The 24,779-nt window shown below is 64.1% G+C and carries 25 protein-coding genes; 13 read left to right on the plus strand and 12 right to left on the minus strand.

Features of this window, described 5'->3' with window-relative positions:
• Window positions 1-70 precede the first annotated feature (70 nt).
• Window positions 71-1,117, plus strand: a complete 1,047-nt coding sequence (gene cobT / locus AC1RQI_RS07825; protein ID WP_481904303.1) for a nicotinate-nucleotide--dimethylbenzimidazole phosphoribosyltransferase — start codon at window positions 71-73, stop codon at window positions 1,115-1,117.
• Complete coding sequence (locus tag AC1RQI_RS07830; RefSeq protein ID WP_481904304.1) at window positions 1,110-1,742, plus strand: histidine phosphatase family protein; 633 nt, start codon at window positions 1,110-1,112, stop codon at window positions 1,740-1,742. Before cobT ends, AC1RQI_RS07830 begins: the two co-directional genes overlap by 8 nt.
• On the opposite strand, the gene cobU is transcribed toward AC1RQI_RS07830, so the two are convergent.
• The 5 genes from cobU to AC1RQI_RS07855 are packed head-to-tail and all read right to left on the minus strand — an operon-like array spanning window position 1,705 to window position 6,035.
• Window positions 1,705-2,250, minus strand: a complete 546-nt coding sequence (gene cobU / locus AC1RQI_RS07835) for a bifunctional adenosylcobinamide kinase/adenosylcobinamide-phosphate guanylyltransferase (protein WP_481904305.1) — start codon at window positions 2,248-2,250, stop codon at window positions 1,705-1,707. The genes AC1RQI_RS07830 and cobU overlap by 38 nt on opposite strands.
• On the minus strand, window positions 2,247-3,035 hold the full coding sequence (locus tag AC1RQI_RS07840) for an ABC transporter ATP-binding protein (RefSeq protein ID WP_481904306.1): 789 nt from the start codon (window positions 3,033-3,035) through the stop codon (window positions 2,247-2,249). The genes cobU and AC1RQI_RS07840 overlap by 4 nt, the downstream gene beginning before the upstream one ends.
• Window positions 3,035-3,865, minus strand: a complete 831-nt coding sequence (locus AC1RQI_RS07845; RefSeq protein WP_481904307.1) for a FecCD family ABC transporter permease — start codon at window positions 3,863-3,865, stop codon at window positions 3,035-3,037. Before AC1RQI_RS07845 ends, AC1RQI_RS07840 begins: the two co-directional genes overlap by 1 nt.
• A complete protein-coding gene (locus AC1RQI_RS07850) occupies window positions 3,855-4,979 on the minus strand; it encodes a PilT/PilU family type 4a pilus ATPase (protein ID WP_481904308.1) in 1,125 nt (374 codons plus the stop codon). Before AC1RQI_RS07850 ends, AC1RQI_RS07845 begins: the two co-directional genes overlap by 11 nt.
• Window positions 4,980-5,000: 21 nt before the next feature.
• On the minus strand, window positions 5,001-6,035 hold the full coding sequence (locus tag AC1RQI_RS07855; protein WP_416632481.1) for a type IV pilus twitching motility protein PilT: 1,035 nt from the start codon (window positions 6,033-6,035) through the stop codon (window positions 5,001-5,003).
• Between the two features lie 183 nt (window positions 6,036-6,218).
• Between AC1RQI_RS07855 and AC1RQI_RS07860 the strand changes: the two genes are divergently transcribed.
• From AC1RQI_RS07860 to hemW, 9 genes are all read left to right on the plus strand, one after another.
• A complete protein-coding gene (locus AC1RQI_RS07860; protein WP_481904309.1) occupies window positions 6,219-6,923 on the plus strand; it encodes a YggS family pyridoxal phosphate-dependent enzyme in 705 nt (234 codons plus the stop codon).
• On the plus strand, window positions 6,923-7,765 hold the full coding sequence (gene proC, locus AC1RQI_RS07865; protein WP_481904310.1) for a pyrroline-5-carboxylate reductase: 843 nt from the start codon (window positions 6,923-6,925) through the stop codon (window positions 7,763-7,765). The genes AC1RQI_RS07860 and proC overlap by 1 nt, the downstream gene beginning before the upstream one ends.
• A gap of 101 nt (window positions 7,766-7,866) precedes the next feature.
• Complete coding sequence (locus AC1RQI_RS07870; protein ID WP_416632484.1) at window positions 7,867-8,427, plus strand: YggT family protein; 561 nt, start codon at window positions 7,867-7,869, stop codon at window positions 8,425-8,427.
• Window positions 8,428-8,544: 117 nt separating this feature from the next.
• On the plus strand, window positions 8,545-10,473 hold the full coding sequence (locus AC1RQI_RS07875) for a dynamin family protein (RefSeq protein ID WP_416632485.1): 1,929 nt from the start codon (window positions 8,545-8,547) through the stop codon (window positions 10,471-10,473).
• A 78-nt stretch (window positions 10,474-10,551) separates the two neighbouring features.
• Complete coding sequence (metX, locus tag AC1RQI_RS07880; RefSeq protein ID WP_416632486.1) at window positions 10,552-11,709, plus strand: homoserine O-succinyltransferase MetX; 1,158 nt, start codon at window positions 10,552-10,554, stop codon at window positions 11,707-11,709.
• Window positions 11,699-12,292 carry a methionine biosynthesis protein MetW gene (gene metW, locus AC1RQI_RS07885; protein WP_416632487.1) on the plus strand — a complete coding sequence of 198 codons (594 nt, stop codon included), beginning with the start codon at window positions 11,699-11,701 and terminating at the stop codon, window positions 12,290-12,292. The genes metX and metW overlap by 11 nt, the downstream gene beginning before the upstream one ends.
• A gap of 10 nt (window positions 12,293-12,302) precedes the next feature.
• On the plus strand, window positions 12,303-12,749 hold the full coding sequence (locus AC1RQI_RS07890; protein WP_416632488.1) for a DUF4426 domain-containing protein: 447 nt from the start codon (window positions 12,303-12,305) through the stop codon (window positions 12,747-12,749).
• Window positions 12,739-13,347: an RdgB/HAM1 family non-canonical purine NTP pyrophosphatase gene (rdgB, locus tag AC1RQI_RS07895; protein WP_481904311.1), complete on the plus strand. Its 609-nt coding sequence runs from the start codon at window positions 12,739-12,741 to the stop codon at window positions 13,345-13,347. The genes AC1RQI_RS07890 and rdgB overlap by 11 nt, the downstream gene beginning before the upstream one ends.
• A complete protein-coding gene (hemW, locus tag AC1RQI_RS07900) occupies window positions 13,331-14,491 on the plus strand; it encodes a radical SAM family heme chaperone HemW (RefSeq protein ID WP_481904312.1) in 1,161 nt (386 codons plus the stop codon). The genes rdgB and hemW overlap by 17 nt, the downstream gene beginning before the upstream one ends.
• A gap of 18 nt (window positions 14,492-14,509) precedes the next feature.
• On the opposite strand, the gene trmB is transcribed toward hemW, so the two are convergent.
• Genes trmB through AC1RQI_RS07915 form a run of 3 tightly spaced genes read right to left on the minus strand, consistent with a single transcriptional unit; the run spans window position 14,510 to window position 17,055 of the window.
• Entirely contained in the window at window positions 14,510-15,214 is a 705-nt protein-coding gene (gene trmB / locus AC1RQI_RS07905; protein ID WP_481904313.1) for a tRNA (guanosine(46)-N7)-methyltransferase TrmB, read from the minus strand.
• A gap of 32 nt (window positions 15,215-15,246) precedes the next feature.
• Window positions 15,247-16,758: a YifB family Mg chelatase-like AAA ATPase gene (locus AC1RQI_RS07910; RefSeq protein ID WP_481904314.1), complete on the minus strand. Its 1,512-nt coding sequence runs from the start codon at window positions 16,756-16,758 to the stop codon at window positions 15,247-15,249.
• Window positions 16,759-16,791: 33 nt separating this feature from the next.
• Window positions 16,792-17,055, minus strand: coding sequence for an accessory factor UbiK family protein (locus tag AC1RQI_RS07915; RefSeq protein ID WP_416632493.1), 264 nt, complete (start codon window positions 17,053-17,055; stop codon window positions 16,792-16,794).
• A 305-nt stretch (window positions 17,056-17,360) separates the two neighbouring features.
• Between AC1RQI_RS07915 and glnK the strand changes: the two genes are divergently transcribed.
• The gene (gene glnK / locus AC1RQI_RS07920; RefSeq protein ID WP_416632494.1) at window positions 17,361-17,699 is read left to right on the plus strand and encodes a P-II family nitrogen regulator; all 339 of its coding nucleotides are present in this window, start codon (window positions 17,361-17,363) and stop codon (window positions 17,697-17,699) included.
• A gap of 65 nt (window positions 17,700-17,764) precedes the next feature.
• A complete protein-coding gene (locus AC1RQI_RS07925; protein WP_481904315.1) occupies window positions 17,765-19,009 on the plus strand; it encodes an ammonium transporter in 1,245 nt (414 codons plus the stop codon).
• Window positions 19,010-19,085: 76 nt separating this feature from the next.
• On the opposite strand, the gene AC1RQI_RS07930 is transcribed toward AC1RQI_RS07925, so the two are convergent.
• Genes AC1RQI_RS07930 through AC1RQI_RS07945 form a run of 4 tightly spaced genes read right to left on the minus strand, consistent with a single transcriptional unit; the run spans window position 19,086 to window position 24,778 of the window.
• Window positions 19,086-21,059 (minus strand): acetoacetate--CoA ligase, encoded by a 1,974-nt coding sequence (locus tag AC1RQI_RS07930; protein WP_481904316.1) that lies wholly within the window; start codon window positions 21,057-21,059, stop codon window positions 19,086-19,088.
• A 31-nt stretch (window positions 21,060-21,090) separates the two neighbouring features.
• A complete protein-coding gene (locus AC1RQI_RS07935; protein WP_481904317.1) occupies window positions 21,091-21,987 on the minus strand; it encodes a hydroxymethylglutaryl-CoA lyase in 897 nt (298 codons plus the stop codon).
• Window positions 21,984-23,981, minus strand: a complete 1,998-nt coding sequence (locus tag AC1RQI_RS07940) for an acetyl/propionyl/methylcrotonyl-CoA carboxylase subunit alpha (protein ID WP_481904318.1) — start codon at window positions 23,979-23,981, stop codon at window positions 21,984-21,986. Before AC1RQI_RS07940 ends, AC1RQI_RS07935 begins: the two co-directional genes overlap by 4 nt.
• Window positions 23,978-24,778: an enoyl-CoA hydratase/isomerase family protein gene (locus tag AC1RQI_RS07945; RefSeq protein ID WP_416632499.1), complete on the minus strand. Its 801-nt coding sequence runs from the start codon at window positions 24,776-24,778 to the stop codon at window positions 23,978-23,980. The genes AC1RQI_RS07940 and AC1RQI_RS07945 overlap by 4 nt, the downstream gene beginning before the upstream one ends.
• Window position 24,779 lies beyond the last annotated feature (1 nt).

Below are 24,779 nucleotides of genomic sequence, written 5' to 3' on the forward strand. Positions count from 1 at the left end.
CAGCACTGCCCTGGCACTGAAGGCGCCTTCGGAGTAAGGTGCAACCATTTCACCAATGCGGTACCAAGCCATGACTGATCCCTTCTGGCAAAAGCCCCTTCCGCAGCCCTCCCAGTCCCACTACGACCGGGCGTTCGCCCGCCAGCAGCAGCTGACCAAGCCACCCGGCTCATTGGGTCAGCTGGAAGCGCTGGCTTGCCACCTGTGCGCCCAGCAGCAGCGGGACCGACCGTGTGTGGACCGGGTGCATATTGGCGTTTTTGCCGCCGATCATGGCATTGCGGCGGACGGCGTTTCCGCCTTCCCGCAGGAAGTCACAGCACAGATGGTGGCGAACTTTGCGGCCGGCGGCGCCGCCATCAGTGTTCTTGCGCGCCAGCTCGGAGCGGCACTGGAGGTAATCAACATGGGCGTGGCCCACCCCCTGCCCAATGATCAGGGCGTCACGAATGAATGGATTGCGGCGGGCACGGGCAACCTTATGCACGAGCCGGCCATGACGCCGCAACAGCTCGAACAGGCGCTTGAAGCGGGCGACCGCTCGGCGGCGCGTGCCGCGGAGACTGGTGCGGAGCTTTTCGTGGGAGGCGACATGGGCATCGGCAATACCACCAGTGCCTCGGCCCTGGCCAGCCTGTTGCTCGGGGCCCGGGTGGAAGAGCTTGTGGGCCCCGGCACCGGACTGGATGAGGTGGGTGTGGCCCGCAAGGCCCGCCGCATCCGGGCTGCCCTGCAGCGCCACGGTAGCGACACGGATCCCTTCCACGCCCTTGCCTCACTCGGTGGCTTCGAGATCGCGGCCCTGAGCGGCGCCATGATTGGTTCAGCCCATCGGGGAATCCCGGTGCTGGTCGACGGGTTCATCGCGAGCGCTGCCGCGCTGGCGGCAACCCACCTGAGCCCGAACCTGATGGCGTGGCTGCATTTCTCCCACCAGTCCCGCGAGCCCGGCCACCGTTACCTGCTCCATGCCATGGGAGCCACGCCAGTGCTGGAGCTGGCCATGCGCCTGGGTGAAGGCAGCGGTGCGGCCGTGGCCGTTCCAGTGCTACGCTCTGCCTGTGCGTTGCACAATGAGATGGCAACCTTCGCGGAAGCGGGAGTGAGCGATGGCTGACGGCCCTGAACAAGCACCTACATTCTTCGACCTGATTCGCCACGGTGAACCACAGGGCGGGCGCAAATACCGTGGCCTGATTGATGACCCGCTGAGTGAACAGGGCTGGCAGCAGATGCAGGCCCAGGTTTTTGCAACGGACCAATGGGATGCCGTGCTCACCTCACCGTTGAAACGCTGTGCCGATTTTGCCGCCTCCGAGGCCAGAGACCGGGGACTGCCCCTTTTCGAGGAACGCGACCTCCGGGAAATGAGCTTTGGCGACTGGGATGGCCAAACGCCGGATGCCATTGCCCGGGAAACCCCGGATGCCCTCAAGGCGTTCTGGCGGGACCCGGTGCACTGCCCGCCCCCCGGCGGCGAGAACATTGCAAACTTCTACCAGCGGGTGGAGGGTGCCATGCAGCACTGGCGCCAGGAGCTGGAAGGCCAGCGCACCCTGCTGGTGTGCCACGGCGGGGTTATACGCATGATCCTCGCGATGGTCATGAGCACGCCCCTGGAAAGCGCCATGGGAGCGGTCGCGGTGCCTTTTGCCTGCCGAACGCGCTTGCGGATGGACCGTATCGCGGAAACACGGGAGTGGCTCAGCTGCCTCGTTGCCCACCAGCCGGGGAGCCCTTGAGAACCTGGGGCAGGCCCGCAACGGACAGCAGAACCTGGTCGCAGCGTTGCGCCAATGCCTGATTGAGCCACCCCAGTTCATCACAGAAACGGCGGGTCAGCTTGTCCATGCCGATCACCCCCATCCCGGCCTCATTACTGACAATGACCAGGGGGCCGGGATAGCGCTCAACCTGGGCCAGAAACGCCTCACGCTCGCGTTCCAGTGCGCCTTCTTCCGCCCCCAGCAGGTTGCCAAGCCAGAGGCTCATGCAGTCGATCAGCAGACAAGGGGCCTCTTCGCGGTACCGTGCCAGCACGCCCCCCAGGGCCACGGGTTCCTCATCCAGCCCCCAGTCATCAGGGCGCCGCTTCTGGTGGCGGGCGATGCGCTCGGCCATTTCTTCATCATCGGGGGTGGCCGTAGCCACATACACCACAGGGGCTTCACAGGCCATGGCCTCGGTTTCCGCCAGGGCGCTCTTGCCAGAGCGAATGCCGCCCAGAATCAGTGTCCGGTTGTTGCTCATTGTTGCATCCGTTTCCTTTGCCCCAGGGGAACCCAGAAAGGGGTCTCTCCCGAACCGACGGCCTTGAGGGGCACGCCATAAAGATGTTCCAGCCGATCCTCGGTGAGCAATGCTGCCGCGTCACCGGCCTCCCAGGTGCCGTCAGGATACAGCATCAGCAGCCGGTCCGCGTACTGGCTCGCCAGGTTCACGTCATGCAGCGAGACCATAATCAGGCGCCCATCATCCGCATGGTCCCGGAAACGATCCATCAGGGCCACTTCGTGGCGCACGTCCAGATGGTTGACCGGCTCGTCCAGCAGTAGCGCACTGGGCTCCTGGGCCAGGAGCGTGGCAATGGCAACGCGGCGCTGTTCACCGCCCGATACCTGATCCGCCCGCAGCCCGGCCAGCTCCGAGAGGCCCGCCTCCTCAAGCGCCCACTCCACCACGGCATGGTCGCGCTGGCGCAGCGAGCGCCACGGCGGACGGTGCGCATAGCGGCCAGCGCTGACGGTCTCGCGCACCGAGTACGGAAAGGCCACATCCTGATGCTGGAGCAGCAGGCCCAGCCGGCGCGCCAGCACCTTACGCGGCATCCGCCTCAGGTTTACCCCGTCAACAGCCACCTGCCCCTGAACCGGCGGCAGCAACCCGGCCAACGTTGCCATGAGCGTACTCTTGCCACAGCCATTTTCGCCCAGCACGGCCCAGAACTCACCGGAACGCGCTTCAAGCGTGACCGGATCGGTTAATCCATGGCCCCGGCGCCCGAAGACAAGCCGATCCAGCTGCAGTGATGCCATCAGCTACCGACCTTTGTGCGTTGCAGCATGTACAGGAAAACCGGCACGCCTACGATGGCCGACAGGATGCCCACCGGAATGGTCCCCGGCACAAACACCAGCCCGGCAACCGCCTTCAGCCCCGTCAGGTAGACCCCTCCGAGCACAACGGAGACCGGCAGCAGAACCCGGTGGCGCGCCCCCACACCCAGGCGCACCATGTGCGGCACGACCAGCCCCACAAAGCCGATGGGGCCGGCCAGCGTCACCGCCAGCGCCGTGAGCACCGCCGCCAGCACATAACAGACAAGCCTCACCCGGTGCACCTCAACACCCAGCACGGCAGCCTGTTCATCGCCACGCACCAACAGGTCCAGTGCCGGCGCCATGATCCATCCGGCCACCAGTGCCAGAACCAGTGCCAGCAGTCCCCACCAGGCAGATATGGGTTGGGTCAGGTCGCCCATGAGCCAATAGAGCATATCGTGAACCGAGGCGCTGGACTCCAGCGCCAACAGGAAGCTGATCACCGTACTCCAGCCCGCAGCCAGTACCACGCCCGTTAACAACAGGCGCTCGCGGGGCACACGGCCGTCACCACCACCAACCAGAAAGACCACCGCCAGGGAAAAGAGGCTCATTACCAGCGCCGAACCGGAGATCCACCAACCTCCCAACCCGAGCAGCATGCACACCAGACCGGCGCTGGCGGCCCCACCCGAAACCCCGAGCACATAGGGCTCGGCCAGGGGCGTTCGCAACAGCACCTGCATGAGCACACCGGCCATGGCCAGCATGCCGCCAACCGCAAACCCGGTGAGCAGTTCCGCCAGCAGGGCGTTAGTCATCATCCTGAATGGACAGCCGATCCACCGAGCTGGACAGTTCTTCCGCGGTCGCCGCATCGGCACCCAGCTTGATCATCAGGCGCAGGTCGTTGGCCGAATCCGCATGGGCCAGCGCATCCTTGTAGGTGATGCGGCCTTCGGCATAGTGGTGGTAGAGGGCCTGATCGAAGGTCTGCATGCCGGATTCCCCGGACTTGGTCATCAGGTCCTTGAGCTTATCCACCTCCCCCTTGCGGACCATGTCCTGGGCCAGGGGTGTGTTGACCAGTACCTCAATCGCCGCGACCCGCCCGTTGCCATCCGGCGTGGGAATCAGCTGCTGGGCCACGATCGCCTTGAGGTTGAGCGACAGGTCCATCCAGATCTGGTTGTGCACTTCCGGAGAAAAGAAGTTGATGATCCGGTCCAGGGCCTGGTTGGCGTTGTTCGCGTGGAGCGTGGCCAGACACAGGTGGCCGGTCTCGGCGAAGGTAACGGCGTACTCCATGGTCTTGGCGGTACGCACCTCCCCGATCAGGATCACGTCCGGAGCCTGGCGCAGGGTGTTCTTCAGGGCGGTCTCGAACGAATCGGTATCCACTCCCACCTCGCGCTGGGTCACAATGCAGCCCCTGTGCTGGTGGATGAATTCGATCGGATCCTCCACCGAGACAATATGACCCCGGCTGTTCTGGTTGCGGTGGCCCAGCATGGCCGCCAGCGAGGTGGTCTTGCCGGCGCCGGTGGCCCCCACGAAAATGATGAGCCCGCGCTTGGTCATGGCCAGCTCACGGATGATATCCGGGAGCCCCAGATCGTCGAGTTCCGGGATGTCCGTCTCGATCCGGCGCAGCACCATGCCGCAGAGATTGCGCTGGAAGAAGGCGCTCACACGGAAGCGACCGATGCCCCGGGCGCTGAGTGCGTAGTTGCACTCATTATTGTCCTCGAACTCCCGGGCCTGTTTATCCGTCATTGAGCCATAGACCAGCTCCCGGGTCTTTTCCGGCGTCAGCGGCTCCTTGGTGATGGGCACGATGCGACCGTTGATCTTCACACTGGGCGGAACCCCAGTGGTGATGAACAGGTCCGAGCCGTTTTTGTCCACCACGACCTTAAGCAGCTTTTCAAGTTCCATGACCGTCTTTCCCGCCCGTTATCAGAAGTTGTCCGGCATTTTGGCCTTGGCCTGGGCCTCCTCACGGGAGATGGCGCCCTTTTGCAGCAGATTCTTGAGGTGCTGGTCGAGGGTCTGCATGCCCAGCTGGCCACCCGTCTGGATGGCGGAGTACATCTGCGCCACCTTGTCCTCACGGATCAGGTTCCGGATGGCCGAGTTGCCAATCATGATCTCGTGCGCGGCAATCCGTCCACCGCCGTTTTTCTTCAGCAGCGCCTGGGAGACCACCGCCTGCAGAGACTCCGAAAGCATGGAGCGTACCATGGCTTTTTCCTCGGCCGGGAATACGTCCACAACACGGTCGATCGTCTTGGCGGCAGAGGTGGTGTGCAGGGTGCCGAACACCAGGTGGCCGGTTTCAGCAGCCGTCAGGGCCAGGCGGATGGTTTCCAGGTCCCGCAGCTCGCCCACCAGGATGATGTCGGGGTCCTCACGCAGTGCCGAACGCAGCGATTCGTTAAAACCCAGGGTATCTCGATGCACTTCCCGCTGGTTCATCAGGCACTTCTTGGAGTCGTGCACAAACTCGATGGGGTCCTCAATGGTGAGGATGTGGTCATAGCGGGTTTCGTTGATGTAGTCGATCATCGCCGCGAGCGTGGTGGACTTACCTGAGCCGGTCGGCCCCGTGACCAGCACAAGCCCACGCGGGTTGGAGGCGATGTCCTTGAACACCTGCCCCATGCCCAGATCATCCATGGTCAGGACCTTGGAGGGGATGGTCCGGAAGACCGCGCCGGAACCACGGTTCTGGTTGAAGACGTTGACACGGAAACGCGCCACCCCGGGGACCTCAAAAGAGAAGTCGGTTTCCATGAACTCTTCGTAGTCCTTGCGCTGCTTATCGTTCATGATGTCGTAGATCAGCCCGTGGACTTCCTTGTGTTCCATGGGCGGAAGATTGATCCGCCGCACGTCACCGTCCACACGGATCATGGGCGGCAGGCCGGCGGAGAGGTGGAGGTCGGATGCGCCCTGTTTGGCGGAGAACGCAAGCAGTTCGGTTATATCCATGGTGCCCTCAGACAGAACATCGCAGAAAGACTTCAGTTTTTGTTGCAGCGATAAGGACTCCCGACCTCATCGCCTCTGGCCATCGCAAAACGCCCCAAAAACAACCAGGCGCCCGTCGCAGCTTGGTTTTTGCAGGGGCAGACGTTACTTTATGAGCCGTCACATTACCCGCGGGCAGAGCCAATGACCAGCATAGCAGAGAACCTCGATCAGGCAGTCAGCCGCCTCCATACCGCAGCCCATGAGGCTGGTCGGGACAAGGAAGACGTGCAGCTGCTGGCCGTATCCAAGACCAAGCCGGCCGCAATGATACGAGAGGCGGCCCTCGCCGGCCAGAAAGCCTTTGGCGAGAACTACCTCCAGGAGGCGCTGGATAAGATTGAAGCGCTTTCGGACCTCACGGATCTGGAGTGGCACTTCATTGGCCCCCTCCAGTCAAACAAGACACGCCCGGTGGCGGAACACTTCCACTGGGTGCACAGCATTGACCGCGCCAAGGTGGCCCACCGGCTGAGTGAGCAGCGGCCCGAGGGGATGGCACCTCTGAACCTCTGCATTCAGGTGAACATTGACGAGGAACCCAGCAAGGCCGGGGTACGGCCGGAGGAGGTTCCGGCGCTGGCTCAGACCCTGGCCGGGCTCAATGGCTGCCGGTTTCGGGGGCTGATGGCCATTCCGGACCCGGCCAACCCGCCGGCGGTGCAGCAGGAGCGGTTCCGGGAACTGGCCGGGCTGCTGGCTGAAGTGCGACGCGGCGTGGATAATGGGGACCTGGATACTCTGTCCATGGGCATGTCCGGCGACCTGGAGGCCGCCATCGCCGAGGGCGCGACCATGGTACGCCTGGGCACAGCCCTTTTCGGACCCCGCGACTACGAGGCTCAGTAATGCAACAGGACCCGCAGCAACCCGCCATCTCCTTCATCGGCGCCGGCAACATGGCCCGGGCCATTCTGGGCGGCCTGGTCGCCAACGGCTATGACCCATCACGCATCTGGGCCAGTGCTCCCGAAGACAGTCACCTTCAGGGTCTGCGCCATGACTTTGGCATCTACACAACAACCGACAATCGTCACTGCGCCAGCCAGGCGGACATCCTGATCCTCGCGGTCAAGCCCCAGATCATGGCGAATGCCTGCCAGGAGATTGCCAGCGTGGTCCAGAACACACGCCCCCTGGCCGTCTCCATCGCGGCGGGACTGGACACCGAAACCATCGGGAACTGGCTCGGCGGCGATGTGCCGATGGTCCGCTGCATGCCCAACACCCCCTCTCTGCTTGGCAAGGGCGCGGCCGCGCTCTATGCCACGGAGGGGGTGTCAGCCGAGCAGCGTGAGGCCGTCACCAATATCTTCAGCAGCGTCGGCCTGGCCGTCTGGCTGGAGGCGGAAGAGCAGATGCACGCGGTTACGGCCCTTTCAGGCAGTGGTCCCGCCTACTGCTACATGCTGATTGAAGCCATGGAAGCCACCGCTGTCGATGCGGGCCTGGCTGGCGATACAGCCCGCCAGCTTGCCATCCAGACCATGGCGGGCGCCGCCGAGATGAGTGCCCGTGGTGACGAGGAGCCTGCCCAGCTGCGGCGCAACGTCATGTCCCCGGGCGGCACCACGGAGCGCGCCGTGGACAGCCTTGAGAAGGGTGGCCTGCGGGAGGTGGTTGCCAGGGCGTTCAATGCGGCAAAAACACGTTCGGCGGAGCTGTCGGAACAGTTGAAAAAAGCTTTATAATCCGGACCAATTGACGCTTTACAAGCTGGGGTCCCGGCCCCCTTGTTCAGATCACGCGAAGGCCTCCGGGCCGGAATTCGCTTAAAGGAGCACAGTTCCCCATGGGCACCCAAATCCTGGTTGAATCCCTCCAGATGCTCACCACCGTCTACCTGACGCTGTTGATTCTCCGGTTCCTGTTCCAGCTTTGCCAGGTGGACTTCTACAACCCCATCAGCCAATTCATCGCCACGGCCACCAACCCTGTCACCAACCCGGTACGGAAGATGATTCCGCCCGTGCGCCGGTTTGATGCCGCTTCCCTGATCACGGCCGTCGTCATCCAGGCCATCATGTACCTGGTCATCCTCAGCCTCGCCGGCTATGGCTTCCAGCCCCTGGCGCTGTTGATCTGGGGTGTGCTCAAGGTGGTCAGCCTGGTTCTCACCATCTATTTTTTCGCCATTATCGGCATGATCGTGATCAGTTGGCTCGCGCCCGGGAACCCACACCCTGGCATCCAGATCATCCACCAGATCACCGAGCCGGTGATGGCACCGTTCCGCAACCTGCTGCCGCCCATGGGAGGGCTGGATCTATCGCCCATTCTGGTTTTTCTGGTACTGAACATGGTTCAGGTGGTCATGAGCCATCTCCAGCAGGCGGCGGGGATGCCGTTTTGAGCGTTTGGTGTTCTCAAACGGAAACATGAAGGCGCAGAGCCATCACAGGCTCTGATTCCAAGGATGTTCTACACTTCCGTCAATTCCCGTAAAACGGGAGCAGGAAGCCGGGAGCCCATGATGGCAGACGCAGTTACCCTCACGGATCACGTTGAGGCCTACCACCGCTGGAAAAAAGACCTGGTCCGGAATATCACGCGGTACCGGCGCTGGCTGCAGTTCAACGAACTGCTGGAAGAAGACATTGAGCGCCACCTTCAACACAGCATCCGGCTGCTGGTCGAGGACGAGCTGACAATCGCCTTTGTCGGCGAGTACTCCCGGGGCAAGACGGAACTGATCAACGCGCTCTTTTTCGCCACCCACGGCCAGCGGCTCCTGCCCTCGGAAGCGGGGCGCACGACCATGTGCCCCACGGAACTGTTCTACGACCGCCATACGCGCTCCAGTTACCTCATGCTGCTGCCCATCGAGACGCGGAACGGGCCGTCATCGCTGCAGCAACTGCGCCATCAGGAAGAGGCCTGGGAGCAGCTGGCACTTGACCCGACCGATCCCGGCGCCATGTCCGAAACCCTGGCCCGGGTTGCCGAGACCCGCAGTGTCACGCGCGCCCAGGCAGCGGATCTGGGGTTCAACGATGCCATGCTCGACGCCGATACGGACAACCCCGACCAGGTCCTCATCCCCGCATGGCGCCATGTCATGATCAGCATGCGCCACCCTGTACTGGAACGCGGCCTCCGGATCCTGGACACCCCAGGACTGAATGCCCTGGGCTCGGAGCCGGAACTGACCGTGTCCATGCTGCCCTCGGCCCAGGCGGTGCTGTTCCTCCTGGCCGCGGATGCCGGGGTCACAGCCAGTGACATGACCATCTGGCGGGAGCACATTGATACCCGGGATTCCGACCACCGCGCCGGCCGTTTCGCCATCCTCAATAAAATCGATACCCTGTGGGACGACCCGTCGGGCAACGACCACACCGGCAGCGCCATAGAGCGGGTACGCGAAACCACGGCGCGCCAACTCAGCCTGAGTATGGAGGATGTGCTACCGGTCTCCGCAAAACAGGGACTGCTGGCGCGCATCCGCGACGACGACGGGCTGCGCCGCGCCAGCGGCATGGCTCAGCTGGAGGAGCTGGTCAGTGAGCGCATCCTGGGACGCCGCGAGCAGCTGATCAGCGGCGAACTGGTAAGCGATCTCCGCGCCATGATCCGCGATAACCAGGCCGCCCTGGAAAGCCAGCAGGCCTCGCTGGATGCCGAGCTGCAACTGCTGGAGGCCCAGGGGACCGACCGCCAGGAGATCGCCGATCTTGCCGACCAGACCCGGCAGGATTATGACTTTTTCAACCGCCGGCTGATCACTCTCAAATCCAGCCGCCGCCTCATGACCTCGCAGCGGGACATGCTGCGCCGTATCCTCAACCCGGAACGGTTTGAACAGCACGCGGCGCATACCCGCGAGCGCCTGGAAACCAGTTGGACCACCCCTGGGCTGACCAGTGCCATGAACGCGCTGTTCGAGGCCCTGGAAAACGACTTCAACAACCTGATGGCGGAAGCCCGTCGCGCGGAAAAAATGGTGAGCTCCATCTACCGCCGCCATACCAGCAGTTCCGATGCGTGGGCCCCGCAACCGGTCCCCTTGCGCCTGGGGCGGCACCTGATCGCCCTGCGCGACCTGCGCTCCCGCGCTGACCGCTTCCGGCGCAACCCGCGTTCCCTGCTGACCCAGCAGAGCCGGCTGATCCAGCAGTTCCTGAGTACCATCGTCAGTGAGGCCCGCCAGATCATCCACCGCACCATGGAGGACATCGACCGCTGGCCCGGCGAAGCATTGATGCCGCTGCTGCAGCACACGCAACAGCAGAAGCAACGTCTGGAAACCCAGTTCCAGCGGCTGCGCCATATCGTGAGTGACGAAAAGGAACTCAAGGCCGAGGCGCAGAAGCTGCGCAAGCAGCGCGACACCCTGGATCAGCAGCTGCGTGTGGCGCGCAAACTGGCGGAGCGGATCGCCCCGCCGCCGGGAACCTAGTTGCCTTAAGGCTGCCCCCTCGATACACTGCCCTGCCTAACCGGAACCGTCCATCACCGAAGGATCCTTTTCGCATTCATGGCTGCTGAATCCCAGGCCGCCGACTCGGTGGGCATTGTCGAACCCCAGAGCCTGCACTTTCCGGAGCCGATCAGGCTGGAATCCGGCCATACGCTGCCGGAATTCGATCTGGTGTTCGAGACCTACGGCACCCTGAACGCGGATGCCAGCAACGCGGTGCTCATCTGCCATGCCCTGAGCGGCCATCACCACGCCGCCGGCTACCATTCCCGGGAAGACCGCAAGCCCGGCTGGTGGGATGCCTGCATCGGCCCCGGCAAGCCCATCGACACCAACAAGTTCTTCGTGGTCTGCCCCAACAACCTGGGCGGCTGCCACGGCAGTACCGGCCCCATGTCCGAGAATCCCGACACAGGGCGCCCCTATGGCCCGGACTTCCCCGTGGTCACGGTGCGCGACTGGGTCAAGAGTCAGGCGCGGCTGGCCGACCGTCTGGGCATCCAGCAGTGGGCCGCGGTGATCGGCGGCTCTCTCGGGGGCATGCAGGCCCTCGACTGGGCCATCCATTACCCGGAGCGCATCCGCCACGCCGGCGTGATCGCCGCCACGCCCAGGCTCACGGCCCAGAACATCGCCTTCAATGAAGTGGCCAGGCGCGCCATCACATCGGACCCCGAGTTCCACGAGGGCCGCTACCTCGAAAACGGCGTGATTCCCCGGCGCGGGCTGATGCTTGCACGCATGGTGGGCCACATCACCTACCTCTCGGATGTGTCCATGGGCGAAAAGTTCGGTCGTGAACTGCGCGATCACGCCTACCACTTCGGCTTTGATGTTGAGTTCCAGGTGGAGAGCTACCTGCAGTACCAGGGCGTCCGCTTCTCGGAGACCTTTGACGCCAACACCTATCTGCTGATGACACGGGCACTGGATTATTTCGATCCGGCCCGCGAGTTCGGCAACGACCTGACTCGCGCCATGGCCGAAGCGCGCTGCCGGTTCCTGGTGCTGTCGTTCAGCTCGGACTGGCGCTTCGCCCCGGAGCACTCGCACAAGCTGGTCAATGCCATGGTTGATGCCCGGCGTGACGTCAGTTATTCGGAAATCGATTCCGACTGGGGCCATGACGCCTTCCTGGTGCCGAACGAACGCTATGAGAGCCTGTTCCGGGCCTACATGAACCGGGTGGCAAAGGAGCACGGCGATGCGGGCTGACCTCAAGCTGATCGAACCCTGGGTCGCTCCCGGCTCGCGTGTACTCGACCTGGGCTGCGGCGACGGCACGCTCCTGGACTACCTCCAGCGCGAGAAAGGCATTGTGGGTTATGGGTTGGAGATCAACCCGGAATACATCGAGGAGTGCGTGCGCAAGGGCGTGAACGTCATTGAACAGGACCTGGACGAGAACCGGCTGAGCAGTTTCCGCGACCAGACCTTCGATACCGTGATCATGACCCAGGCCCTGCAGGCCGTGCGCCGTCCGGACCGGGCCCTGACGGAAATGCTGCGCCTCGGGCGCGAAGGCATCGTGACCTTCCCCAACTTTGGCTACTGGCGGTTGCGGCTGCACCAGCTGTGGAACGGGCGCATGCCCATGTCCAGCACCCTGCCGCACACATGGTACAATACACCCAATATTCACCTGTGCACGGTGCGCGACTTCGAGGCGTTGTGCCAGGAGCACCGGATCCGCATCAAGGACCGGACCGTGGTGGACAACGCCCACCGCTCGCGCTGGTACAACCGCCTCTGGCCCAACCTGCTCGGCCAGATCGCGGTGTATCGCGTCACCCGCTGACGGAGGTCACATGGTCAAGCGTCTATCGCTCCTGCTGATGCTGCTCACACTGGCATCAGGATCGGCCCTGGGTTCGGAAAGTCCCGCCGAGTTCGACGGCTATGAGGTCCACTATGCCGCGCTGCCGTCCACCTTCCTGGACGCGGAAACCGCGCGCCAATACGACCTGACCCGCAGCCGGTCCGTGGGATTACTGAACGTATCGGTGCACCGCACCACCGGTGAAGAGGCTCCCAAGCCGATCACGGCCCAGGTCCAGGGCACCATCACCAACGAAGCGCGCCAGGTTAAGGAACTCTCGTTCCGGCGGGTTCAGGAGGAAGACGCCATCTATTACCTTGCCCAGTTCCGCTACCGGGAAGGCAAGACCGTGACTTTCGAGCTGGAAGCCGCGCCGCTTGGCGACTCCGAGACCCTGCCAGTGCGTTTTTCCCGGGAGCTCTACCATGACGACTAATCGCCACTGGGTCCTGGCCAGCAATAACGGCGGCAAGATCGCCGAGTTCAACCGGCTGCTGGCGCCCTGGGGCATCGCGGTCAGCGCTCAGAAAGACCTGGGCGTGACCTCCCCGGAGGAAACCGCCACCACCTTCGTGGAAAACGCCCTGATCAAGGCGCGCCATGCCGCACGCATCAGCGGCCTGCCGGCGCTGGCGGATGATTCCGGCCTGGCCGTGGACGCCCTGGGCGGGGCCCCCGGCGTCTATTCCGCCCGCTACGCGGGTGAGCCCGCGGACGATGAGGCCAATAACCGCAAGCTGCTTGAGGCACTGGCCGATACACCAGACACGGAACGCGGCGCCTGCTTTCATTGCGTTCTGGTGCTGATGCGCTCCCCCGAGGACCCGATTCCCATGATCTGCCATGGCCAGTGGCCCGGTCGGATTGCCCGGGAACCGGCCGGAGGCGGTGGCTTCGGCTACGATCCCCTCTTCCTTGTGCCGGAGGAAGGCTGCACCGCCGCGGAACTGCCGGTCGAACGCAAGGCCCATCTCAGCCACCGCGGCCGCGCCATGGCCGAGCTCAGGGAGCACCTTGGTGACGCCGTCGCCTGAAGCCCTCGCGGCACCGCCACTAACGCTCTACGTGCACACGCCCTGGTGCGTGCGCAAGTGTCCGTACTGCGACTTCAACTCCCATACCGCTCCTCAGACCATCCCCGAGGACGACTACCTGGCCGCCCTCCTGGCGGACCTGGATGCGGATTTGATGACCCCGGAAACCCGCCCCATCGAGGCCATCTTCATTGGCGGGGGAACGCCATCGCTCATGTCACCGGGCTTTTATGAGCAACTCTTTGAGGCACTGGGACAACGCCTGGATCTGTCCCGGCTTGGCGAGATCACGATGGAGGCCAACCCGGGGACCGTGGAAGAAGCACGCTTCACCGGCTTCCGAAGGGCCGGCATCAACCGGTTATCGCTGGGCGTCCAGAGCTTCGATCCACAGCACCTGGAGCGCCTGGGGCGCATCCACGGCGGGGACGATGCCTCACGAGCGGTGACGGCGGCCCAGGCCGCGGGCTTCGAGCGCATCAACCTGGACCTGATGCACGGCCTGCCGCAACAGACGCCGGAACAGGCAGTGGCGGACCTCCAGACAGCACTCGCTTTCGGAACGGGCCATGTCTCCTGGTACCAGCTCACCATCGAGCCCAATACCGTGTTCCATTCGCACCCGCCCACACTGCCGGACGAGGACACACTGGCAGCGATCCAGGAGGCGGGAGAAGCTTGCCTGCACGAACATGGACTCCAGCGTTATGAGATCTCCGCCTGGTCGCGCCCTGGCGAGGAATGCCAGCATAACCTGAATTACTGGCGTTTCGGCGACTACCTGGCCATTGGGGCCGGCGGGCACGGCAAGCTGACCACCCCGGAGACGGACCGGATCCTGCGCTACTGGAAAACGCGCCGCCCCGAGGACTACCTGAACCGCATTGGCAGCCGTACCGCCGGCCGCGAGGCGCTGGAACACACTGAGCGGCCCCTGGAGTTCCTCCTCAACGCGCTGCGCCTGAGCTCGGGCGTTCCCAGCGCCGCCTTCACGGAGCGGACCGGCCTGCCCTTGGCCAGTATCCAGGGCGAGCTTCAGCAGCTGCGGCAACGGGGCCTGCTGGTCCCGGACGAGCAACGCCTGGCCGTCACCGACAAGGGCCAGCGCTTTCTCAATGAGGTGCTGGAGGTTTTTGTGCCCTGAGGCGCTGGCCGCTGCTGCTCACTGGCGCTCAAACAGCATATCCGCAACCCCGTGGCCCCGGGCCTCACCCCGCTTCTCGAACTTGGTCAGCGGCCGGTCCGCCGGGCGCGGGACCGTGGTTCCGTCTTCTGACAGGTTGCGGTAGCCGGCCGCGTCATTCATAACCTCAAGGATATGCTCGGCGTAGGGGTCCCAGTCCGTGGCAATGTGCAGCAGGCCACCCGGGCGGATGTAGCGATGCAGCGTGGCTACGAATTCCGGCTGGATCAGGCGGCGCTTGTGGTGTTTCTTCTTCGGCCAGGGGTCCGGGAACAGGATCAGCACCCGGTCCAGGCTGGCCTCAGGGACCGCCTCGCTGAGCACGTCCAGTGCGTCGGCCCGGTAGATCCGGATGTTGTCGAGACCGCGCGCCTCCATCTCCATCAGCAGCGCGCCACAGCCCGGCTTGTGCACTTCCACGCCAATGAAGTCCTGCTCTGGCGCCGCCTCGGCCATTTCCGCCAGCGACTGGCCCATGCCGAAACCAATCTCCAGGTTCAAGGGCGCCTGCCGGCCAAACAACTGCTGGCGCTCAACAGGGCCATCCGCCAGGCTGAGCCCATAACGCGGCCAGAGCCGGTCCCAGGCATTCTGCTGCCCCCGGGTCATGCGCCCGGCCCGCAGCACGAAACTGCGCACGGATCGCTCCTTACTGCGGGCGAGGTCGTCACTGGAATCGCTCATGGTGCCTCCGGCTCTGGAACTTGGGCCACGGATTATCCGGATTCGGCGCCGGACTGCAATCGGTAACCCAGTGCTTCCACCAGATGCGCCTTGTCCACCCGCTCGGCGCCCGCCAGATCCGCGATGGTTCGAGCCACCCGCAACACCCGGTGCAATGCCCGCGCGGACAGCCCCAGACGCGCCATGGCCTGCTCCAGAAGGCTCTCGCCCTCACCATCGATCGCGCAGGCATGGTGCAATGCCTCCCCGGCCAGTTCCGCGTTCAGTGCACCGCGCTGGTGCTGGATGGTACGAAGCGCTCTGACGCGCTCCCGGACTTCGGCACTGCTGATCTCTCCCTTTTCAGGACGCAGCAGGGTACGGCCATCCTGAACCGGTACGCCCACGTGCATATCAAACCGGTCCATCAGAGGGCCAGAAAGCCGGCTCTGGTAACGCAGCACCTGCTGGGCGGAACAGCGACAGGCAATGTCGGGATGGCCTTCATAGCCGCAGGGACAGGGATTCATGGCAGCCACCACCTGGAAGCGGGCGGGAAACGTTACGCGGGTATGGGCACGGGCGATGACGATCTCGCCGGATTCCATGGGCTCGCGCAACACCTCCAGCACCTTGCGGTCGAATTCCGGCAGTTCATCCAGAAAGAGCACACCCCGGTGGGCCAGCGAAATCTCACCGGGGCGCGGACTGCTGCCACCGCCAACCAGGGCTACGGCAGAAGCCGTGTGGTGCGGCGCCCGATAAGGCGGCGTGCGCCATCCCCTGGCCTGGCTGAAGGAGCCTGCCACCGAATGCACCGAGGCCACCTCCAGCGCGGCCTCCCTCGCCAGCGGCGGTAACAGCCCTGGCATGCGGCTGGCCAGCATGCTCTTGCCGGTACCGGGCGGACCATGGAACAGGAGATTATGGCCGCCCACAGCGGCGATCTCCAGGGCCCGCTTGGGGATGTGCTGGCCCTGAACGTCCGCCAGGTCCGGCACTGCCCCAGGACTGAGGTCCTCCGCCTCGCGCGGCGCAATCGCCGCCAGTCGCTGCTCCCCTTTCAGGTGGGCACAGACGTTGAGCAGATGATCCGCAGCGAAGGTATCCTCCTGGCTGGCCAGGGCCGCTTCCTCGGCATTGCCGGAGGGCACCATGATGGTGCGCGCCCTGGCCCGTGCCCCCATCACCGCGGGCAGGATGCCCTCCAGTGGCCTCAGGCTGCCATCCAGCGCCAGCTCGCCCATGAACTCCATGGCATCCACCGCACTGGGCTCAACCTGCCCCGAGGCGGCCAGGATGCCGAGCGCAATGGGCAGGTCAAAACGACTGCCTTCCTTGGGCAGATCGGCTGGCGCCAGGTTGATGGTGATGCGGCGGGCGGGAAAGTCAAAACCGCTGTTGAGCAGGGCGCTGCGCACCCGATCCTTGCTCTCGCGCACGCCCGCTTCGGGCATGCCCACGATGGACAGTGACGGCAGGCCGCCAGAAAGATGGGTTTCAACGGTTACGGCAGGGGCATCCACGCCCACCCGAGCCCGCGTGTGGATTACGGCAAAACTCATGGCAACATCCCTGTTGTTAATCGGATTCCGGGGTTACTGCTGGCTGTCGTCCAGGCGCTCTTCCAGCTCCGCGACGCGCTTCTCCAGCGCCTCAACCTTCTCCCGGGTGCGCGCCAGCACCGCGGCCTGGGCATCAAACTCTTCGCGGGTCACCAGATCCAGGCGGTCAATCACCGAACTCACCGCCATCCGCACGTGCTGTTCCACATCGTCACGGGCCACCCGGGCCATGTCCGGCATGGCCTGATCCAGCTGACCACGCAGTTCATTGAAAAGATCCTGGGGGCTACGGGGCATGGCGGCAACTCCTGGGTTCGTTATTCTGAGTATGCTAGCACAGCGCCTCCAGCGGGCCCAGCCGACCCTCAGATGCCCCGGATTGGGTCACGCCAGGGATGAATGCGCTACAATGGGGCAATGCAGCCGGGCCGCACCTCGGCCGCATAATGTAACTTATTGTTTTTAAGTTTATTTCAGCGTTGGCACAGGGCGTGCAAAGGTCTGCACAGAGTCCGCACAACCTGCTGCGGGCCAACGATGCACCCCGATTCAGGCCGCCATAACCCAGTTCGGCTGGGCCGGCAACGAAAGGAGAAACCCACATGAAACTTGTGACAGCGATTATTAAGCCGTTCAAGCTTGATGACGTGCGCGAAGCCCTGTCCGAAATCGGTGTCCAGGGTGTCACCGTCACGGAGGTCAAGGGATTCGGCCGCCAGAAAGGCCACACCGAACTCTACCGCGGTGCCGAGTACGTGGTTGATTTCCTGCCCAAGGTGAAGGTCGAGATCGCCATCAGCGAAAAGCTGCTGGACCAGGTCATCGAGTCCATCTCGAAAGCCGCCAACACCGGCAAGATCGGTGACGGCAAGATCTTCGTCAGCGAGCTGGAGCAGGCAATCCGGATCCGGACCAGTGAAACCGGCGAGGAAGCCGTCTGACGCTGACCCCGAGGCCATAGCGACATTCCTGAATTTGAAAAGCCTTGTGCGGAGGGCTTATTCCAATGGAAAACACAGTCAACGAACTGCAGTTTGCACTTGATACCTTTTACTTTCTGATCTGTGGTGCCTTCGTCATGTGGATGGCGGCAGGCTTCACCATGCTTGAGTCCGGCCTCGTCCGGGCCAAGAACACCACCGAGATCCTGACCAAGAACGTTGGTCTTTATGCCATCGCGTGCATCATGTACATGGTCTGCGGTTACTCCATCATGTACGGCGGTGGTACCTTCCTTTCCGGCATCATGGATCCGGGCGTTTCCGAAGGCTTCACCTATGAAGCAGTATCCACCTATGCCCCGGCCTCGGATTTCTTCTTCCAGGTCGTCTTCGTGGCAACCGCCATGTCGATCGTTTCCGGCGCCGTGGCTGAGCGGATGAGACTCTGGGCGTTCTTTACCTTCACGGTTGTGCTGACCGGCTTCATCTACCCGCTGGAAGGCGCGTGGACCTGGGGTGGCTCAGCAGTGTTCGGCCTTTACAATCTGGCGGATCTTGGCTTCAGTGACTTTGCCGGTTCCGGCATCGTGCACATGGCGGGCGCGGCAGCGGCCCTGGCCGGTGTTCTGCTCCTGGGTCCGCGCAAGGGCAAGTACGGACGCAACGGTGAAGTCCGCGCGATTCCGGGCGCCAACCTGCCGCTGGCCACACTGGGCACCTTCATCCTCTGGATGGGCTGGTTCGGATTTAACGGTGGTTCGGTGCTGGCAGCAGCCAGTGTTGAGACCGCCAACTCAGTGGCCATTGTCTTCCTGAACACCAATACCGCCGCTGCGGGTGGCGCCGTGGCCGCCCTGATTGTTGCCCGGCTGATGTTCGGCAAGGCCGACCTGACCATGCTGCTCAACGGGGCGCTCGCGGGGCTGGTGACCATCACCGCCGAGCCGTCCACGCCGACACCGCTGGCCGCAACGATCTTTGGCGCTCTTGGTGGTGTTCTGGTGGTCTTCTCGATCATCGCCCTGGATAAGCTGCGCATCGACGACCCGGTGGGGGCGATCTCGGTGCACGGTGTTGTCGGCATCCTGGGTCTGCTCCTGGTGCCGGTGACCAACGGTGGAGCCACCTTCATCGGCCAGATCGTCGGCATCCTGACCATCTTTGTCTGGGTCTTTGTCGCCAGCCTGATTGTCTGGGGCATCCTCAAGGCGGTCATGGGCATCCGCGTGAGCGAAGAACAGGAGTACGAAGGCCTGGATATCGCCGAGTGCGGTATGGAAGCCTATCCGGAGTTCGAAGGCAACGGCTGAGCCATTGCCTTACACCCCGAACGAAAAAAGGCGCCCCAGGGCGCCTTTTTTTATGGAACCTGCATTGGTGGGGCCTTCACTCCGCCAACTCAGGCCGATCCCGGAAATACGCCAGTGCTTCCGGGTTGGCAAGGGCATCCTGGTTCTTCACCGGCTCACCATGCACGACATTGCGCACCGCCAGCTCGACGGTCTTGCCGCTCAGGGTCCTGGGAATATCCGGCACTGCCAGTATTTTGGCGGGCACGTGCCGTGGCGTGGTGTTGTCACGGATCGTCTGGCGAATACGCCGACACAGCGCGTCGTCCAGTGATGCCTCATCGTGCAGCCGCACGAACAGGACCACGCGCACATCGTCCTGCCACTGCTGACCAATCGCCAACGACTCCACCACCTCATCCACCTTCTCGACCTGACGGTAGATTTCGGCCGTCCCGATCCGGACACCACCCGGGTTCAACACCGCATCGGAACGACCGTGGATGATGACGCCCGTCTGGGCCGGTGTGGTGTCGGTGGCTGGGTGGGGAACCAGCTCGCCATAGTCCCCATGGGCCCAGACACCCGCAAAGCGACTGAAGTAGGCGTTGTGGAAACGCTCATTGTCCTGGTCCTTCCAGAATCCCAGGGGCATCGACGGGAAGGCATTCCGGCAGATCAGCTCGCCCTTGCCGCTGGCAAGCGGCTGCCCCTGCTCATCGGCAAATGCCACATCCATGCCCAGCCCCAGGCACTGCAACTCACCCCGGTAGACCGGCAGTGTGGGGTTACCCAGCGCGAAGCAGGAGACAATGTCGGTGCCGCCCGAAATACTGGCAACACAGACGTCGTCCTTCACGTCCCGGTAGAGGTAATCAAAACTTTCATGGGTGAGTGGGCTCCCCGTTGCCAGCAGGGCATCCAGAACGGCAAGATCATGGCTTTCCCGGGGCTTGAGGCCAACCCTTTCGCAGGCGGCATAGTACTTGGCGCTCACCCCGAAGATCCGGACCTGCTCGCGCTCCGCCATGTCCCACAGCACGCTGGGCCCCGGGGAGAACGGCGAGCCGTCGAACAGCACCACCGTGGCGCCCAGCGCCAGGCTGCTGACCAGCCAGTTCCACATCATCCAGCCACAGGTGGTGTAATAGAACACCCGGTCACGCGCGCCCACATCTGTGTGCAGGCCCAGTTCCTTCAGGTGCTGGAGCAGCGTGCCGCCAATGCCATGCACAATGCACTTGGGCGCACCAGTGGTTCCCGAGGAGTAGAGAATGTACAGCGGCGCGTTGAATGCCAGCCGCGTATAGTGCGCCTCCGGCTCGGCCCTTAACGCTTGGTCCCAGTCCATACCGGGGGCATCCTCCGCCCAGGGCAGGTCCGCCCTGTTGTCGATCCGGATCAACCGGCTCAGCGAGGGCAGCTCATCGCAGATGGCCTGGACGCGTTCCCTCGTATCCATGAGCTTGCCGTTGTACTGATAGCCATTGATGGCGATGAGGACCTTGGGTTCGATCTGGCCGAAACGGTCAATCACCCCATTCAGACCGAAGTCCGGCGAACAGGAACTCCAGATCCCGCCCAGCTGGGCCGTGGCCAGCATACCGATGACCGCCTCCATGCCATTGGGAACGAAGGCGGCAACGCGATCCCCCGCTTGCACCCCTTGCTGTTGGAGACAGCCCGCCAGAGCCTGGGATTGGCGGCGCAGCTCCCGGAAGCTGAGGCTCCGGCGCCGCCCGTCCTCGCGGTGCTCAATCAGGGCGGTGTCGTCCGGGTTACCGGCCGCCAGCAGATTTTCCGCAAAATTGATGCGGGCTTGCGGAAAGAAGCGTTCGCCAACAACCGGGGCCCCCATTTCGCTCACCGGGCCCTGCCAATCGGCCTGCACCTGGAAGAAGCGGACGAGCGCGTCCCAGAACTCCCTGTGATTGGCCACTGTCCAGCGGTGGAAGGCGTCATAGTCGGCCTCCACGGGCGCCTCGTCGGTGGCCAGGTAGCGACGGAAGGCGGTCATACGGCTGTTCTCGATCCGTTCCGGGTCGGGTTGCCAGAGAATACGGTCGCTCATGATGATCGGTCACGCTCCAGTGGGTGGTCGTTCAGGATGCGGCGAGCGCGCGGCCCACCCGGGACGGGTTGGCCCGGGCCAACTGCTCGCAGATCGCATTGCCCAGAGCCGAGACGGCTTCAAGGTCAACGCCGGTCGCCATGCCTTCGCCCGCCAGCAGATAGAGCAGGTCCTCGGTGGCCACGTTGCCGGTGGCGCCCCTGGCATAGGGGCAGCCGCCGAGGCCGGCAACAGCACTGTCAAAGGTGCGGATGCCGCGCTCCAGGGCGGCGTGGATGTTCGCGATGGCCTGGCCGCGGGTGTCATGGCAATGGAGGGCGAGCCGCTGCGTCGCGACCAGGGGCATGACCGCGTCCAGCAGCCGGTGAATCTCCCGTGGGCGGGCGACGCCAATGGTATCGCCCAGCGACACCTCGTCGACGCCGATCCCCAGCAGCTTCTGGACCACGTCCGCCACCTGGCCCGGTTCGATAGCCCCTTCATAAGGGCAACCCACCACGCAGGAGACATACGCCCGAACCGGCTTGCCCGCTGCCCGGGCCCCTGCGACCACCGGCCGGAAGCGTTCAATGCTCTCATCAATGGAGCAATTGATGTTCTTCCGGTTGAACGCCTCCGAGGCTGCCGTGAACACGGCAACGACATCGGCATCGCTGGCCAGGGCGCACTCCAGCCCCTTGTCATTGGGCACCAGCACCTCGGCGGAAACATCCCCGGAACGCTGGATGGCGCTCAGGACCCGGTCGGTGTCGGCCATCTGGGGCACCCATTTGGGAGAGACAAAGCTGCCCGCCTCGATCCGGCGCAGGCCCGCCCCCGCCAGGCGGTTGAACCAGTCCGCCCGGGACTCGAACGGAACCGGTGTGGCCTCGTTCTGGAGTCCATCGCGCAGGCCCACTTCCACGATCTCGACCCGGTCATCACTCATGCGTCCGCCTCCTGATCCGGTTCAAAGGCAACCAGCTCCTGGCCGGAGCTGACGGCGTCGCCGGTACCGCAGTGGATGGCGGCGACAGTGCCGTTGGCGGGGGCACGCAGGGTGTGCTCCATTTTCATGGCTTCCATGATGACCAGGGCGGTGCCCGCTTCCACCCAGGCGCCAGCGGTGCCGGGCACATCGATGATGCGGCCGTGCATGGGCGCATACAGTGCGTCATCATGCCCCCCGGCCTCCTTCTGTTCCTCGGGGTGATTGACCAGTGCCGTCCAGTGGCAGGCGTCCGCGAAAACGCCAAGTCTCTCGCCATGGCGGCACGAAGCCAGGACCACTTCCCGCCGGCCCAGAGCAACAATGACCTCACCGGGCGAGGGGCCCGGACGCCAGCGCAGGGCCTGGCTGTCACTGCCGGTGCGCACCAGGGCGCGCCGGTCGTGGCTCAGCTCATAGCTCAGGTGGGCATCCGTCTGGCCGATCCGCAGCTCGCAGGGCTGTTCCCGGGGCCCTCCAAGACGGAAGGCATCACCCAAGGACCAGGGATCCCTGTCCGCGGCTGTGGCCTCGCGTTGATACCACGCCAGCCAGGTAAGCGCCTGTTGTTCCGCCGCATCGAAGCGCGTGGTGTGAAGGGCCTCCTCATACTGCTCGATGAAATGCGTAGTGAGATCACCAGCGATGAAGGCAGGATGCTCAAGCACCGCTCTCACAAAGCCTGTATTCAGGGTCACGCCCAGGGCCCGGTAACGGATCAGGGCGCTCGACAGGCGACGCCGCGCCGTCTCGCGGTCCGGCCCCCAGGCGATGACCTTGGCCAGCATGGGGTCGTACCAGGGCGTGACCGCCAGGCCTTCAGCAACACCGCTATCGATGCGCAGGTGATCGCTTTCGGGCGGTTCGTCAAGCCGATGGAGGGTGCCCGTGGCCGGAAGGAACCCATTGTCCGGATCTTCTGCATAGACCCGCGCCTCCATCGCATGCCCGCTGTGTGACAGCTCATCCTGGGCCCATGGCAGCGTCTCGTTGGCGGCGACCCGCAGCTGCCACTCCACCAGGTCCAGTCCGGTGATCATCTCGGTCACCGGGTGTTCCACCTGCAGCCGGGTGTTCATTTCCATGAAATAGAAATGGCCACCGGGTTCGTACAGGAACTCGACGGTGCCGGCCCCGGTATAACCGATGGCCTCGCCACAACGCACGGCCGCCTCGCCCATGGCCTGACGGACCGACTCCGGTACACCGGGTGCGGGCGCTTCTTCAACGATTTTCTGGTGCCGGCGCTGGACGGAACAGTCCCGGTCAAACAGGTAACGCCCTGCGCCGTGGCGATCGAACAGGACCTGGACTTCCACATGTCGCGGGTTCTCCAGGTACCGTTCCAGCAACAGGTGCGGATCGCCAAATCCGGATTCCGCCTCGCGGCGCGCGGATGCAATGGCCTCGTCCAGCTCTTCCGGCCCGCGAACCACCCGCATCCCCTTGCCGCCGCCACCGGCGCTGGCCTTGATGAGCAGTGGATAGCCCGTCTTTTCCGCTTCCGCCCGCAGGTGGTCGTCACTCTGCTCATCGCCGTGGTACCCCGGCACCAGCGGCACGTCGGCACTGGCGACCAGTGCCTTGGCGGCGCTCTTGGAACCCATGGCACGGATGGCCGATGCGGGCGGGCCAATGAAGTGGATGCCGTGCTCGGCACAGGCGGCGGCCATGTCGGTGTTCTCGGAAAGAAAACCGTAACCAGGATGAATGGCATCCGCCCCCGTCTCCCGGGCGGCGGCCATAACGGCATCAATGTTGAGATAGCTCTGGCTCGCCTCGGCCGGGCCGAGGTACACCGCCTCATCGGCCTCCAAAACGAAGGGCGCCTGCCGGTCCGGGTCCGCGTACACCGCCACTGACCGGATGCCCATCCGGCGGGCCGTGCGCATGATGCGGGCTGCGATCTCGCCCCGGTTGGCGACGAGCAGGGTGCGGATCGGGGTATCAGTCATTCCAGGCCTCCTTCCACCCAGCTGGCCGGGCGTTTTTCCAGAAAGGCCGCCAGCCCTTCCTGGGCTTCATCCCCCGTCCTCAGGCGGGCGATCTGGCGCGCCGTGAAATCCATCAATGCGTCATCAGGCTGGTCCTGGCCAATCCGGGCGATCAGCTCCTTGCAGGCGGCCTGGGCCTGTGGCCCATTCTTGAGCAGACGCGCCAGTAGGGTGTTAACCGCCTCATCCAGCCCCTCGCCAGGGACAACCTGATGGACCAGGTTGAGCTCCTGGGCGCGATGGCCATCAATTTCCTCGGCGCTGAGAAAGTAGCGGCGGGCCTGGCGTGCGCCCATGGCTCGGACCACATAAGGACCGATGGTGGACGGCGCCAGCCCCAGGCGGGTTTCGCTGAGGCAGAATCGGGCGTCCTCGGCCGCCAGCACCATGTCACAGCAGCACACCAGCCCCAGGGCGCCGCCGAAGGCGGCCCCCTGAACGCGGGCGATTGTGGGGGCGGGAAAGCGGTCGAGGCTGTCCATGAGCCGGGCCAGTGTCCGGGCATCGTCGATGTTCTCCGCCTCGGACAGCTCGGCGCTTTGGCGCATGTAGTCCAGGTCCGCACCAGCGGAAAAATGCTTGCCATTGCCGGCAACAACGAGGGCCCGGCATTCCGGTGCCTTGCGTGCCCGCTCAAGGGCGTCCAGCAGCTCGGCAATCACCGGGCCGCCGAAGGCGTTGCGCTTGTCGGGACGGTTGAGCGTGACCCAGGCCACGCCGTGATCGTCCAGGTGATAGAGAACGGTTTGGTCGGTCATG

The sequence above is a fragment of the Salicola sp. AFF1 genome, assembly GCF_056783195.1.

Coding starts and splice junctions, on each gene's coding strand:
- cobT (WP_481904303.1), top strand. CDS start 71: ATGACTGATCCCTTCTGGCAAAAGCCCCTTCCGCAGCCCTCCCAGTCC.
- AC1RQI_RS07830 (WP_481904304.1), top strand. CDS start 1,110: ATGGCTGACGGCCCTGAACAAGCACCTACATTCTTCGACCTGATTCGC.
- cobU (WP_481904305.1), bottom strand. CDS start 2,250: ATGAGCAACAACCGGACACTGATTCTGGGCGGCATTCGCTCTGGCAAG.
- AC1RQI_RS07840 (WP_481904306.1), bottom strand. CDS start 3,035: ATGGCATCACTGCAGCTGGATCGGCTTGTCTTCGGGCGCCGGGGCCAT.
- AC1RQI_RS07845 (WP_481904307.1), bottom strand. CDS start 3,865: ATGATGACTAACGCCCTGCTGGCGGAACTGCTCACCGGGTTTGCGGTT.
- AC1RQI_RS07850 (WP_481904308.1), bottom strand. CDS start 4,979: ATGGAACTTGAAAAGCTGCTTAAGGTCGTGGTGGACAAAAACGGCTCG.
- AC1RQI_RS07855 (WP_416632481.1), bottom strand. CDS start 6,035: ATGGATATAACCGAACTGCTTGCGTTCTCCGCCAAACAGGGCGCATCC.
- AC1RQI_RS07860 (WP_481904309.1), top strand. CDS start 6,219: ATGACCAGCATAGCAGAGAACCTCGATCAGGCAGTCAGCCGCCTCCAT.
- proC (WP_481904310.1), top strand. CDS start 6,923: ATGCAACAGGACCCGCAGCAACCCGCCATCTCCTTCATCGGCGCCGGC.
- AC1RQI_RS07870 (WP_416632484.1), top strand. CDS start 7,867: ATGGGCACCCAAATCCTGGTTGAATCCCTCCAGATGCTCACCACCGTC.
- AC1RQI_RS07875 (WP_416632485.1), top strand. CDS start 8,545: ATGATGGCAGACGCAGTTACCCTCACGGATCACGTTGAGGCCTACCAC.
- metX (WP_416632486.1), top strand. CDS start 10,552: ATGGCTGCTGAATCCCAGGCCGCCGACTCGGTGGGCATTGTCGAACCC.
- metW (WP_416632487.1), top strand. CDS start 11,699: ATGCGGGCTGACCTCAAGCTGATCGAACCCTGGGTCGCTCCCGGCTCG.
- AC1RQI_RS07890 (WP_416632488.1), top strand. CDS start 12,303: ATGGTCAAGCGTCTATCGCTCCTGCTGATGCTGCTCACACTGGCATCA.
- rdgB (WP_481904311.1), top strand. CDS start 12,739: ATGACGACTAATCGCCACTGGGTCCTGGCCAGCAATAACGGCGGCAAG.
- trmB (WP_481904313.1), bottom strand. CDS start 15,214: ATGAGCGATTCCAGTGACGACCTCGCCCGCAGTAAGGAGCGATCCGTG.
- AC1RQI_RS07910 (WP_481904314.1), bottom strand. CDS start 16,758: ATGAGTTTTGCCGTAATCCACACGCGGGCTCGGGTGGGCGTGGATGCC.
- AC1RQI_RS07915 (WP_416632493.1), bottom strand. CDS start 17,055: ATGCCCCGTAGCCCCCAGGATCTTTTCAATGAACTGCGTGGTCAGCTG.
- glnK (WP_416632494.1), top strand. CDS start 17,361: ATGAAACTTGTGACAGCGATTATTAAGCCGTTCAAGCTTGATGACGTG.
- AC1RQI_RS07925 (WP_481904315.1), top strand. CDS start 17,765: ATGGAAAACACAGTCAACGAACTGCAGTTTGCACTTGATACCTTTTAC.
- AC1RQI_RS07930 (WP_481904316.1), bottom strand. CDS start 21,059: ATGAGCGACCGTATTCTCTGGCAACCCGACCCGGAACGGATCGAGAAC.
- AC1RQI_RS07935 (WP_481904317.1), bottom strand. CDS start 21,987: ATGAGTGATGACCGGGTCGAGATCGTGGAAGTGGGCCTGCGCGATGGA.
- AC1RQI_RS07940 (WP_481904318.1), bottom strand. CDS start 23,981: ATGACTGATACCCCGATCCGCACCCTGCTCGTCGCCAACCGGGGCGAG.
- AC1RQI_RS07945 (WP_416632499.1), bottom strand. CDS start 24,778: ATGACCGACCAAACCGTTCTCTATCACCTGGACGATCACGGCGTGGCC.